A 12791-nucleotide genomic window follows, 5' to 3' on the forward strand; every position below is an offset into this window, starting at 1 on the left:
CCAGCTCTCCGCCTGGCCAGTGGAATGCCCTACCACCTTGGAGGGCATCTACGAGCTCGATCGACGGGCCCAAATCTGGCGCTATTCCCCACCCACAGAACAATGGCAGCAGGTGTATTGCTCGCCACTGGTCAAGCCCGCCAGTCAAGAAGCGATTGAGGTCAAAGGCAAAGACGGAAAGACTGTCGTTATTGGAACCAAAAACCCCTTGGTAGCACGGGATATCGGCTACCGAGGGATGACTGTCTTTCAGGGTGAGTCTGATCCCGAGCCAGTACTCTATGTAGCCACATGGGCACCCAGGTTGGCCCCTGGCCCGCTAATCTTGCGGTCCGAAGATGGCATAACCTTTGTGCCGGTGTCTGACTACGGCGTCATTGGTCTTCCCATCACCAGCCTACGCTCACTGACTCCCTTTCAGGGCCGACTGTTCATCGCCCCGACAGGCAGCCGTGGCGGCAATATGAATGTATCGGCAGTGCCTGTGGTCTACGAAAGTCACGATCCGCGTCAGGGTCAATGGCGGGCGGCCTCCGAGCCGGGCTTTGGGGATGGGAAAAATGAAAGTATTTTCTCCCTCTGTAGCTCCAGCGATTGGCTCTACGCGGGCACGTTCAACTGTGAGGGGTTTCAAGTTTGGCGGACCGATGCCAGAGGCGATCCTCCCTACCATTGGACCCAGGTGTTGAAGCGCGGCGCTGGGCGCGGGCCTCTCAATCAAATTGCTCTTAGCATGGCTTTCTTTAAGGGCGCGCTGTACGTCGGCAGTGGCATTCAAAATGGGGGCTATGATCGGATCAACAACATCGGCCCCGCAGCCCCCCAGCTTATTCGGCTGTTTGAAGATGGTCGGTGGGATTTAATCATCGGCAATGCCCTGGAGACGTCAGAGGGCATCAAGGAACCCCTGAGCGGGTTGTTGGATGGCTTTGGCAATAGTTTCAATGGCTACTTTTGGCGCATGGCCGTACACGACGGATGGCTCTATTTGGGCACCTACGAGTCTAGTGGCATGATGGGCTGGATCGATCTAGACGAGCTGCCCCAGTATGCCAAACGTCTCGTGGAGGGCGTTGGGGTGGATCACATCATGAACTGCCGGGGCTTTGAACTCTGGCGCAGCTGGGATGGCGAGAATTGGCTTCCGGTCAATCGCAAGGGATTCAATAATCCCTTCAACGCCGGGGTGCGAAATCTTATCCCGTCTCCGGTTGGCCTGTTTGTGGGTACGGCCAACCCCTATGGCCCTCGCATTGCCACCAAGGTGGGCAACGAGTGGGTGTATGTGGACAACCCAAGCGGAGGGTTAGAAGTATGGCTGGGGCAACAATCTCCTCTTCATGGAGGTTCTGGGCAGAAAGCCTGATTTACTGGCAAACCGTCGCGACTAAATTTGCCTAAATGTGGCTTTCTTATGTATATTCCCTATCAAAATCGGTTTCGCCGAGATCTGGTCATCGCCGGCGCCCATAAACGAGGCCAGGATTCGGATCAGCTTTTTTGGGTCAAAGACCCCAGGACGGGCAAGCTATTTTGTCTTAGACCGGATGAATACTTCCTCTGCCTGGCAATGGATGGTGTTGCCACTCCCGAGGCAATTGCTGTTGCTTCTCAAGAACATTTTCAACGGCCAGTTTCTGCTCAAGCGGTACTGGCGTTCTCCAAGCAAATGCATCAGTTGGGCCTACTGGAGCCCTGCCCGGTGGGGCAGGACGAGACTCCGCAAGCTCTAGACCATGAAGCAGCCGAGAAACCCAGGGACAACCTCCCATCCACCACAGATACCCTGCCTAACCTCAACCAGCCTTTAAGAGGGAACCGGTTAAAATCCCAGCAGCGGTCAGCCCCCCAAACACCTGAATTCAGTGTTTGGCTGTGGTCGGCACCCAAACCCATTGCATTTTTGGCGCGCTTAGCCCGTCTGTTTTCCCCATTGCGGGGAGTGCTCAAACTGATGGCCAAATCGCTGATTGTGATCTTCCCTGTAGCGCTATTTACGGTGGCTAGGCATCATGTCTGGCTGTCGAACGATATCAAGTTTTATATTAACGGCAATTTCAGCAATTTGATCATTGTGTTGGTGGCCTCTGGGGTGCAAAGGTCGCTAGCCAAATTGGCGCTAGGAGCAGTGGCGTCCACCTATGGCAACGCCGTTCAAAAGCTGGGATTTGGCCTATTTTTAGGCATGCTACCAACGTTCCTCATATCTCTAAATGAAAGACGAATGTCCCGCCAGCAGAAGATTCAGATCCACGGGACTTCAATTTTAGTCAGGTTTTTTCTCCTTTCCCTGGCTACGTTCATTTGGTATAGCAGCTATGGCAGATATACTGCTTTGACGCCCTTGTCCGTTGTGATCATGCTTACTGGGTTCTTTGGCTTGCTGTTAGACGCAATCCCTCTTTGGCCCGGTGACGGCTACTATTATTTGATTGCCAAGCTTGGTCTATCTGACATCTTTGGTCGATCTTATCAAATTTGGACGATGGTCCTCCAAAGGCAGCCTTTGCCTAGATCGCTCAACAGGCGAGAACAATTCGGCTTACAAGCGATGGGGCTAATCGGTTTTAGTGCCTTGGTTGTTACCGCATTTCTGAGTATCTTTTTGTATTCTATTGGCTTGGCCCAGGATTTTGCATCCAACATTTTGGGGAACGCGGCTGAGTTTGTTCTAGTCGGCAGCATGTCTGCTATTTTTGTCTACAAGTTATTTGGAGTGTGGTCTATCATGAGTTCCGTTGACGACAGGCCCTTGCCCAAGCCACGCGAAGGCCAGGATGATCTGGCGCCCAAACCCAGAGTAGGAGCGTTGAATGTTGGCTGGCCCAGATTCCTCAAACGATCCTTTCTGAAGCCGATCGGGCTGGGACTGGCCACTGTCATTGTTCTGTTAATTCCCTATCAGTTTCGTCCCGGTGGGCAAATAACCATTAATCCCCAGAAAGAACAAAAGATTGAAGTGCCGGTAGCAGGCAAGGTAGTCAAAGTCTTTTCCCAAGATCAAGATGATCAGTTGATTAAGGCTGGCACTGTGATCGCCACCCTTGAGTCTACCGATCTGGACAGTAACTTACGTGAAATCCAGCAACAGATCACTGGCCAACTCTCTTCTATTTCCGGGCTCATGGCTAAGGTTGGGGAGGACAAGCAGCAGCTCCAAACCTACACCGATCAAGCAAGGCTTAGCGCTCTTAAATATGAGCGTGATTTTCAGCTGTACAAGCAGGGGGCGGTTTCACTGAGTGCAACGGAGGATGCGGAGCGGCAGGCCTCCACCGACAAAAATAATGTTCTGACTCAGAGGAAGGTCATTGAGGGAGCCCTCCACGACGTGGATCGTGCCAAGGCGGATCTGGCCAAGCAAAGACAGCAAGAAAGCTACCTGCGCAGCCAGTTGCAACGGACCAATCTGCGGATGCCATTTGATGGCTACCTGGTGACCACCCAGCTGAATCGCAAGGTAGGTACCTATCTTAATCAGGGTGATACCTTTGCGACTGCCAAGGTTGCTGGTAAGGCCTTGTTGGGAGAGATTCTGGTACCCGAGTCGGAGAATGACCACGTCATGCTTGGGCGAGCGGTAGAAGTGAAATTGTTTGCCTTCCCACAGAGTCCCATACGGGGGCAAGTGATCTCAGTAAGCCCAGCGGCGCTTACCAACGAGACCACCGGCACGGTGAGCACTGCACCAGAGACCGGATCCGAAGCCCAGGTAGTGGATGAAACCGCTGGCAAGGTAGTTAAGGTGACAGTGAAGATCAGGCCTGACCCTGGAATTCTGATCAAGCCAGGAATGACTGGGCGGGCAAAGATTGATGGTCAAACCATGCCCCTGGTGGTCGTCTTTTCGAGAGCGCTGGTGAGGTTTGTGACCGTGGAAATGTGGTCCTGGCTACCCTGATAGGCCATGTATCCGTATGTTTGAGCACTCCAGCACTCGAGTAGAGCTTGTTGAAAGGCGCGATCGGCTTCTCTACAACGCGGCCTGTTTCCAGTTTCTGCTCAGCGAGTCCAAGTCCGAACTGGAACATGGGGAACTTCTAGATGATGACCGTCTGGCTTCCCACTCGACCCCCAAGGAAGAAATGATGTCGTTCTTCGTCCAGTTGGATCAGTTTGTGCGTGATCGCGTCAGCGCTGACCCGAGCCTAGGCTACCTCGATCGTGTTGATCCGCAGCAGAATGTCCAGGAAATCAAGAAGCTTGAGTATCAAACAGCTTGGTTAGAGCGGCTGCTTAACTTCCTTCACTTAGAGATCAAAATGCTCAACGATGCGCTGCACCAACTGGAACAAGCCGATCAGTAGCCAATTCCGCTGACACGATGTGAGGCGGTTGGCTTTTACTGGACCAATTCGGGAACAGCGATCGTTAACTCTCAGCGGGATGGGTCAGTTGCAATCTGCCTATAGACCATCTGGGGAGTTCAGCCTCCCAGTGAGCGACGAGGTCTTACATCGTAGTACCTCTCCAGAGGAAGCGGGACAGACTGATTTCAGCATCCCAGCCAACTTCATGGATCCTGATAGACACCTATTCATCCTTGACAGTTGGTGCAGCAGCTTAGGGGGGGTGTCTCCCGGCTCACCAGAACAGCTCGGGCAGGTTGCGGAACGCCTGACGCACCCCGGCGCTCCATTCAGCACTCAGGGCGGCGAAGTAGGGGTCGCCCTCCTGGAAACGGCGCCGATGGCGAATCTGCAGGCTGTCGCGCTCATAGCAGACCAGATCGATCGGCATTCCCACCGAGAGGTTGCTGCGCATGGTGGAATCGAAGGACACCAGCACGCATTTGGTTGCATCGGCCATCGAGGTGCTGGGGGTGAGCACCCGATCGATGATCGGCTTGCCATACTTCGCTTCGCCGGTTTGCAGAAACGGTGTGTCTTCTCCCACTTCGATGAAGTTGCCTTCGCTGTAGAGGCGAAACAAACGTGGCGGTTCCCCCTTGAGTTGGCCACCCAGGATGAAGGAGGCATTGAACTTGACGGGGCCGCCCTCCAGAAAGGTGGCATCGCGTTGCTCGATGTCACGCATCGCATCGGAAACCACCCGGGCGACGTCAAACATGGTGCCTGCCGTCCAGAGGTTGTCGGCCCCATCCTGGAGAGATCCCCGCTGCTTCAGCAGGCTCACCACCGCCTGGGTGCCAGCCAGATTGCCGGAACTGAGCAGAATGATCACCCGATCACCAACCCGTTCGAAGCAGGTCATCTTGCAGAACTTCGCGAAATCATCGACGCCGGCATTCGTGCGGGAGTCGGAGGCGAGCACGATTCCCTCCTTCAGCAGGATGCCGACGCAGTAGGTCATTGCTTGGTTGGTTCTCCCTCAGTTTGGCAGGTTGGCCAGCTGGCCTTCCTCTCCGTTCCACTCATCCGTCCAGACCCTGAAGGATTCCAGCGTGGCCCGACCAAAGCTGGTGGTCAGGGCGACATCGGCCGCGTCTCTGCCCCTGGCGATCAGGATGCGCCCGATCCTGGGCTTGTTGTTGCGGGGATCGAAGATGTGCCAATCGCCGCCGAGATAGGCCTCAAACCAGGCGGCAAAGTCCATCTCCGAATGGGGCAGGGGTTCACCGATATCGCTGATATAGCCCATGCAATACCTAGCGGGAATGTTCATGCAGCGGCAGAGCGTGATGGCGAGATGGGCAAAGTCACGGCAGACGCCAACCTGATCCCGATACACCTGATGGGCTGTTTTTGTTGGACTGGTTTGACCATAGTTGAAGGTGATGTGGCGGTGCACGAAATCGCAGATCGCCTGCACACGCTTCCAGCCCGATGGCACCGCATCGAACTGCTGCCAGGCCGTCTCCGATAACAGATCGGTTTCGCAATAGCGGCTGCCCAGCAGAAAAAGCAGCACCTCCTCCGGCAGGCTTTCCACGGGCTCCTGATCCAGCCAGGGCAGCACGGGGTCCGGCAGGCCGCTGTCGGCCACCACCCCGTTGCCGCTGAGGGTGATCAGGCCGGCGGGCGCCAGGATCCGGCTGCAGCGATTGCCATAGGTGTCCCGGTAGGTCTGGACAGGCACCGCTGGGGTGAGCACGAGGCGATCCGGCTCGATCAGGTCCGAACCGCGGCTGTCGTTGATGCTCAGGGTCAGGATCATCGGGGTGGGCGTCGGGCAGCGATAGGTCAGCTCGTAGCCCACTTGAATCTGCAAGGACTGGGGCTCGGGGGGGATCGCTCGGCCGTCGCTTGAGGCTGAAAGGTCGACTGGAACGCACTCGGAATCCATATCTCAGCCTAGGTCTGCCCGGCGCTGGGGATCAGGCCGGGGAGGCAGGCTTCGAGCGCCCGGGCGAGCCGCTCCGTCCAGGTCCGCAGGCCGGCGTCCGTTGCGAGCAGGTCTTGTCGCACCTCCAGTTCCACGTGGGGAATGGCACGCTGTTCGCCGTGAATAATGATCGTGTAGTCGCTCTCATCACCAGCGGCATAGGGCTGGTTGTCCCCGACCACCAGGGCAGGATCGCGGCAGAGCTGGCGGTGCATCAACCGCCCCAGCCGGGCATCGCGGCCATAGAGCACCCCCACCTGCCAGGGCCGCTCTTCGTCCAGGAACACGGGCGTGAAGCTGTGCAGGGTCACCAGTACAGCTTTACGCCCCTGGGCCGCTCGGTGATCCAGCTCCTCGGCAAGGCGCCGGTGGTAGGGCTGGAACACCTCCTCGACCCGTTGGCGGATCTGCTCAGCTGAAAGCCCTTCGTTGGCTGGGATCCTGATGCGTTCGCTCAGCACCGGGATTGAATCCGCCGCCCCCAGCGGGCGATTGGCATCGATCACCAGCCGCGAATAGGGCTGCAGGATCAGCACGGCATCGAGCCGGGCCGAGAGCCGCCGGCCCAGTTCAGCCACCCCCAGATCCCAGGCCACATGGGCACTCAGCTCGGGTTCGCCCAGACCCAGCCGGTTCAGCAGGCGCGGGATGGCCCGTCCGGCGTGGTCGCAGGTGAGCAGGCAGGCTGAGCGACCCTGGGGGCGCACAACCTCGAAGGCCGCCGGGTCGTCGGCGCTCAGCAGGGTGGCAAGGCTGGAGCTGGTGGATTCCGCCATGGGCTGGGATCCCTGTGGTTCTGCCAGCAGATTGGCCCAGCGCCAGCTTGCCCAATCTGCTGGCCCGGCATCAGCGAGAATGCAGGGAGACGCGGTGGCCTGCCATGACCTCAGCCCAGGACCCCTCCCCGACCAGCCCGGCCGAAGCCCCCCACAACTTCGCGGTGCAGAAGGAACTGCACCGGCAGATTCGCAACGACCCCGATTACGACGACTGGGAGTACGGCACCGAGCCCCTGCCCCAGGAGCAGGGGGGCTGGGTGGCCCGCCCGCCGCAGCCCGCCGGTTCAGGTTCAGGAGATCCGCCTGCGGCGGGGGTGGGGGTGGAAGCGCCCTAGCTGGGCCACCAGCAGCAGGCCCAGCAGGCACAGCACCGCCATCGACAACCAGAGGCCGACGCCATGGCCCTGGCGATCCAGCAGCCAGCCCCCCAGGAGCGGCGCCACCAAGGCACTGAGGGCAAAGCACTGGGAGAACAGGGCCATCGCCATGCCCTGGTGGGCGATCGGGGTCAGCTCCACCACCGCTTCGCTGGCGGTGGGCAGGAAGGCCGCTTCGGCGGCGGCCAGGGGGAACTGGGCGGCGATCAACACGCCGGTGCTCTGCCAGCCGAGGCTCGAGAGGGCCAGCAGCCCATTGCCCAGGGCAAAGGCCACCAGGCTCCAGCCCAGCCCGAAGCCCACCGGCCGGTCGGCCAGCCAGCGCCCCAGGGGCCATTGGAACACCAGCAGCAAGCTGAGCTGCAGGCCCATCAACAGGGCCCCCAGACTGCCCGGCAGCGGCGGACGGCCCAGGCCGCCCCGCACCAGATCGAGCGGCAGGGCGCTCTGCAGCAGCACCACCATGGCGGTGGTCAGCACCGTCACCCCCAGCAGGGGCAGCAGGGGCAGCACCCAGCGGCGCCAGGCCAGCCGGCGGCCACCGGGCGGCAGGGGGGCTGCCGCCGGCAACGGGTAGCGCACCAGCAGGGCAATCAGGAGCACCATGCCGCCCATGTCCACCAGATAGATGCCCCGCAGCTCATCAAGGCTGGCCAGCACCGCCCCCACCAGCACCCCGAGCGCGATCCCCAGCGCATCTGCGGTGCGCACCAGGGCATAGGCGCGGCTGGAGGGCAGCGGCGGACAGCTCAGGGGCACCGCCAGTTCGATGGCGGGCCAGTAGATCCCCATCGCGGTGCCCAGCAGCATCTGACCGGCCACGAAAGCGGGGAAGCTGGTGGCGCTCAGCAGGCGTCCGTCGGCCAGCAGGGAGAGCAGGGCCGCCAGCAGCACTGGCTTGGTGGTGCTCAGGCCCCGGTCGATCAGCAGACCGCACAACAGCCTGCCGGCCGTGCCGGCCGCCGCCGCCGCCGCCAGGCCGAGGCCCACGGCCGTGGCGCTGAAGGCCGCCTGATGGAACACCACGGGGGTGAGATACAGCACCCCGCCGGCGCCAAGGCTGGCCACCAGGCGGATCAGGCTCAGTTCGCGCAGCGGCGCGGGAAACTGGAGGAACCAGCTGAGGCTGCTTGCTCCTTCTCGAGGGTCTGTCAAACCGCTGCCGTTGGCTGCCCGTTCTGTTCGCCAGTCTGCTGTTGGCCGGGTCCGGCCCTGCCCTGGCGGCCGAGCAGCTGGAGGTGCGGCTCGATGGCTTCGCCCTGCCGATCGACCTGCGCCAGTTGCAGGCCTGGAGCCGCAATCCCAGCAGCAGCCGCACCGAGCTGGGCGTCTGGCTGGAATTGCTCGATGGCCGCAGTCGCGATGACCTGATCACCCTGCTGCGCTCCCCCCTGCTGCCGGATCGTGGCCTGGCGCTCCAGTTGCTGCAGAGCTGGGCGGGCCGCCAGGTGCTCGACGAGGTCGGGGAACTGCTCAGCACCGATCAACCCGGCAGCGGGTCGCTGCTGCTCGCCACCCTGCGCTCGCAGTTGCAGCAGCCCGAGCCGTTCACGGTGATCGACCTCCTGCTGGCCGTGCCCGCTCCGCGGCTCTCCCTGGAACTCGACGGGGTGCTGGCCCTGGCCCAGCGCTGGCGGCTGCAACTGGAGCTCCAGGGTCTGGCCTTTGAACGCCTGCGGCAACTGCCGTTGCCGATCCGGGAGGGTGATTCGGCACCGCGGCGGCTGGCTAGCCTCAACAGGCCCTCACCGCCGCGCCGCCTCCAGTTGAGGGTCGCCCATCGGGCTGAGCCCCTGGAGCTGGAACTCTGGGCGGCGGAGCCGCCGCGCCAGCGGGCCTGGGTGTTGCTGATGCCCGGGCTGGGCGGCAGCCGCGCCCAGCTGGGCTGGCTGGCCGATGGCCTGGCCCGACGGGGCTGGTCGGTGCTGCTGCTGGAGCACCCGGGCAGCGACGAAAAGGCGGTGCGCCAGCTGCTGGATGGTCAGCGGCCACCGCCGGGCGCCGAAACCCTGCCCGAACGGCTGGCCGATGTGGAGGCGGTGCTGGCGGCTGAAGCCGGCGGTGGCCTGCCGCGTCTGGGTGGCTCGGTGGTGCTGATGGGCCATTCCCTGGGTGGGCTGGCGGCCCTGCTGGCGGCCGGTGAACGCCCGGTGGCCGGCCTGGAGCAGCGCTGCCGCCAGGCGCTGAAGGGAATCCCGCTGATCAACCTCTCCCGGCTGCTGCAGTGCCAGCTGGCCCAGGTGAGCCTGCCGCCGCCGCCCCGGCGGCGCGCGGAGCTGGAGGCGGTGGTCAGCATGAACGGCTTCGGCAGCCTGCTCTGGCCGGGCCGGGGCCTGGATGACTTGGCGGCGCCCCTGTTGCTGCTGGGGGGGAGCCTGGATCTGGTCACCCCTCCGGTGAGCGAGCAGCTGGGCCTGTTCCTGCAGCAGCGGGATCCGCGCAGCAGGCTGGTGCTGGTGGAGGGGGGGAGCCACTTTTCGCCGGTGCGCATCGCCAATCCGAAGGAGGCTGTGCTGCGCCTGGGTGCGCCGCTGGTGGGCCAGGAGCCCCTGCGGGTTCAGGAGCTGTTGCTCGCCCTCAGCGCCGATTTCCTGTTTTCGCTGGAAAGCCGCACCCAGCTCCCCTCCCAGCAACGCCAGCAGGATGGCATCCGCGCCTATGTGCTCGCTCCGGCTGAAGCGGAGCTCTGGAGCCAGCGGATCCAGCGCTGAGCGCCGCGCCGTTTCAGAAGCTGATGCGCGGATCCAGCAGGGCCACCAGCAGGTCCACCGCCACGCCCACCAGCACCACCAGACCCGCCACCACCACCACGATGCCCTGCACCAGGGGATAATCCCGCTGGCCGATCGCCTCCTGCAGCCGGAAGGCGATGCCAGGCCACGAATAGGTGACTTCGATCAGCAGGGCACCGCCGATCAGCGAGGCCACGGTGATGCCGGTGATCGTGAGCACCGGCAGCAGGGCATTGGGCAGGGCGTGGTGCAGCACCACCCGGGTTTCGCCAAGGCCCCGGCTGCGGGCCGCCTCCACGTAGTCGGAGCGCAGGGCGCGGCGCAGGTTGAGCCTCAGGGCGTTGGCAAAGATGCCGCTCAGCAGCAGGCCGAGGGTGGCGGCGGGGAGAACCAGGTGGCGCACGGTGCCGTTGAACTGCTCCCAGTTCCAGGCGCGCAGGCTGTCGAGGAGATAGAAGCCGGTGACGGTGGGTGCCACCAGGCTGGCAGGAAAGCGCCCGCCCACCGGCAACCAGCCCAGCCAGACGGCGAACACAAGCTGCACCACCATCGCCGCCCAGAACGGCGGCAAGGCGTAGGTGCCGATTCCGTAGAGACGACCGGCCAGATCCACCTTCCCCTCCGGCCTGGCGATCCCGCTGAAGCCCACCGCCAGCCCCAGCACCGCCGCGATCAGCAGGGCGCACACCCCCAGTTCGAGGCTGGCGGGCAGGCTCTGGCCGATCACCTCCGCCACCGGCGTCTGGTTGGTGAGCGACGCGCCCAGATCGCCATGAACCAGATCAAGCAGGAACTTGCCGTACTGAACCAGCAGGGGCTGATCGAGGCCGAGTTGCTGGCGTAGGGCGGCCCGGGCCGCTTCAGGCGCCCTCATCCCCAGCAAGGCATCGATCGGATCGCCCGGGGCCAGCCGCAGCAGCAGGAACACCAGGGTGGCGATCAACCACAGCATCACCGGAGCCAGCAGCAGCCGGCTGGCCAGGTAACGCAGCAACTGGCGGCGGCGGCTCATCGCCCCGTCCCCTTCTGCAGCAGGCTGAACACCACCCGGCCGGAGCCATCGAACACCGGCAGGCGCAGGCTCGTCTGGGCCCAGGCCCGCGGCGCCACCAGCCAGACGGGAATGTAGGGGGAAGAAGCGGCTGTTTCCCGTTGCAGACCGCGCAACAGGGCCAGCCGTTCGGCTCCTTCCAGGCTTTCACTGCGGCGCAGGTCGGCCTCCAGGCCGGGGCGGGTCCAGAAGCTGCCGCTGGCGGCGCTGGCCCCCTTGATGCAACGGTTCCCCTCGCCCTTGTCACAACTGAGCAGGGGGATCAGATAGTTGTCAGCGTCGGGATAGTCGCCCATCCATTCCAGCAGGATCGAAGCAAATGCCCCATCGCCGAGCTGACGGTAGGCGGTGGTGGATTCCATGCCACTGATCTCCAGCCGCACGCAGTCCGCCAGGTCGCGCTGCAGCTGCCCCTGCCAGGTCAGGGCGAAGAGTTTGTCGGCCGGAATGTTGGAGCGGAAAGTGAGCGGCAAGCTCAAGCGCTGGCCGTTGCAGTAGCCCGCCTGGCGAAACAGCGCCCGGGCCTTCTGGGGGTCGAAGGCCGGCCAGGCCTCCGGCAGCGATCCCGGCAGGCTGGGCGGGATCAGCTGCCTCAGCGGGCTGCGCAGCCCATGGCTGACCCGCTCGCTGATCAGTTCCCGGTCGAGGCTGTGGGCCAGGGCCCTACGCACCAGCGGGTTTTTGAGGGGCGGTTGATCGGTGAGCAGGGTGAGGTAGCCGATCTCCAGCGCCGGCCCCACCCCCTCCCGCAGCTCGCCGGCCGCGGCCGAGCGGTGCAGGGAGCGCTGCTGATCCCCCTCCAGGCTGGTGGAGAGCAACACATCCACCTCACCGCTGCGCAGGGCGCCATAGAGGGCCGTGGAGTTGCTGAGGTTGACCAGATCGATGCCGCCATTGGCGGCGGCCGGCCCCCAGTAGTCCGGAAACGGCTCCAGCCGTTGCTGCTGATCATTGAAGAAAGTGAGCCGGTAGGGCCCTGTGCCCACGAAGCGCTCGTTCAAGAAGCGCTTGCCATGGTCGCGGTAGGCCGTCGGCGAGAGCGGCGTGAGGTTCACGGCGCTCAGCAGCTGGGGCAGGGCCGTGAACGGGCGTCGCAGCCGCAGCTCAAGCTCATAGGGGCCGCTGGCCCGCACGCTGGCGATCCGATCGCCCAGCAGGTAGCTGAGCTTGCCGATCGCCAGGAAGCGCTGCAGGCTGAACACCATGGCGGCCGCATCGAAGCGGGTGCCGTCGTGGAAGCGCACTCCCTGGCGCAGGGGCACCCAGGCGGTGAGCCGGTCGGGGCTGAGCCGGGGTTGTGCCGTGGCCAGGCGGGGCTCCAGCTTGCCGTTGGCATCGATCGCGTAGAGCGGATCGCCCAGGGCGCTGAGCAACTGCATCGCCCCGAAACTGAAGCCCGCAGCCGGATCGACCGAGTCGATCCGGCTGCGGGCCGCCACCACCACCCGGCCGTCCGGCCGCGAGGGCTGACAGGCGATCAACAGCTGCAGAACCGCCCCCAGCAGGGAGAGGGAGACCAGGCGCTTCAAGGAAGGCAAGCCAGCGACGACGAACCCCGGGTGTGAGT

General features: G+C 63.0%; 11 protein-coding genes. 5 read left to right on the forward strand and 6 right to left on the reverse strand.

All coding sequences use genetic code 11. The annotated features are described in order from the left end of the window. Nucleotides 1-37: 37 nt before the first annotated feature. The 3 genes from KBY66_RS00330 to KBY66_RS00340 are packed head-to-tail and all read left to right on the forward strand — an operon-like array spanning nt 38 to nt 4307. A complete protein-coding gene (locus KBY66_RS00330; RefSeq protein ID WP_255087087.1) occupies nt 38-1366 on the forward strand; it encodes a hypothetical protein in 1329 nt (442 codons plus the stop codon). A gap of 48 nt (nt 1367-1414) precedes the next feature. Beyond that, complete coding sequence (locus KBY66_RS00335; RefSeq protein WP_255087088.1) at nt 1415-3901, forward strand: HlyD family secretion protein; 2487 nt, start codon at nt 1415-1417, stop codon at nt 3899-3901. Nucleotides 3902-3917: 16 nt separating this feature from the next. After that, nucleotides 3918-4307 carry a hypothetical protein gene (locus tag KBY66_RS00340; protein WP_255087089.1) on the forward strand — a complete coding sequence of 130 codons (390 nt, stop codon included), beginning with the start codon at nt 3918-3920 and terminating at the stop codon, nt 4305-4307. 277 nt (nt 4308-4584) lie between these two features. Here the strand turns inward: KBY66_RS00340 and KBY66_RS00345 are convergent, their stop codons facing one another. From KBY66_RS00345 to KBY66_RS00355, 3 genes are all read right to left on the reverse strand, one after another. Next, nucleotides 4585-5313, reverse strand: coding sequence for a peptidase (locus tag KBY66_RS00345; protein WP_255087090.1), 729 nt, complete (start codon nt 5311-5313; stop codon nt 4585-4587). Between the two features lie 18 nt (nt 5314-5331). After that, on the reverse strand, nt 5332-6171 hold the full coding sequence (locus KBY66_RS00350) for a transglutaminase-like domain-containing protein (protein WP_255087091.1): 840 nt from the start codon (nt 6169-6171) through the stop codon (nt 5332-5334). A gap of 83 nt (nt 6172-6254) precedes the next feature. Next, nucleotides 6255-7061, reverse strand: a complete 807-nt coding sequence (locus KBY66_RS00355; RefSeq protein WP_255087092.1) for an N-formylglutamate amidohydrolase — start codon at nt 7059-7061, stop codon at nt 6255-6257. Nucleotides 7062-7165: 104 nt separating this feature from the next. Here KBY66_RS00355 and KBY66_RS00360 point away from each other — a divergent pair, with 104 nt between their 5' ends. Further along, nucleotides 7166-7399: a hypothetical protein gene (locus KBY66_RS00360; protein ID WP_255087093.1), complete on the forward strand. Its 234-nt coding sequence runs from the start codon at nt 7166-7168 to the stop codon at nt 7397-7399. On the opposite strand, the gene KBY66_RS00365 is transcribed toward KBY66_RS00360, so the two are convergent. Then, entirely contained in the window at nt 7355-8596 is a 1242-nt protein-coding gene (locus KBY66_RS00365; RefSeq protein ID WP_255087094.1) for an MFS transporter, read from the reverse strand. The genes KBY66_RS00360 and KBY66_RS00365 overlap by 45 nt on opposite strands. Between KBY66_RS00365 and KBY66_RS00370 the strand changes: the two genes are divergently transcribed. Continuing rightward, nucleotides 8572-10152 carry an alpha/beta fold hydrolase gene (locus KBY66_RS00370; protein ID WP_255087095.1) on the forward strand — a complete coding sequence of 527 codons (1581 nt, stop codon included), beginning with the start codon at nt 8572-8574 and terminating at the stop codon, nt 10150-10152. The two genes, KBY66_RS00365 and KBY66_RS00370, sit on opposite strands and share 25 nt — an antisense overlap. A gap of 13 nt (nt 10153-10165) precedes the next feature. On the opposite strand, the gene KBY66_RS00375 is transcribed toward KBY66_RS00370, so the two are convergent. Then, complete coding sequence (locus KBY66_RS00375; protein WP_255087096.1) at nt 10166-11185, reverse strand: ABC transporter permease; 1020 nt, start codon at nt 11183-11185, stop codon at nt 10166-10168. Next, the gene (locus tag KBY66_RS00380) at nt 11182-12753 is read right to left on the reverse strand and encodes an ABC transporter substrate-binding protein (protein WP_255087097.1); all 1572 of its coding nucleotides are present in this window, start codon (nt 12751-12753) and stop codon (nt 11182-11184) included. The genes KBY66_RS00375 and KBY66_RS00380 overlap by 4 nt, the downstream gene beginning before the upstream one ends. Nucleotides 12754-12791 lie beyond the last annotated feature (38 nt).

Origin of the sequence: Synechococcus sp. Tobar12-5m-g, assembly GCF_024345415.1 — a bacterium.
Classification (GTDB): Bacteria; Cyanobacteriota; Cyanobacteriia; order PCC-6307; family Cyanobiaceae; genus Regnicoccus.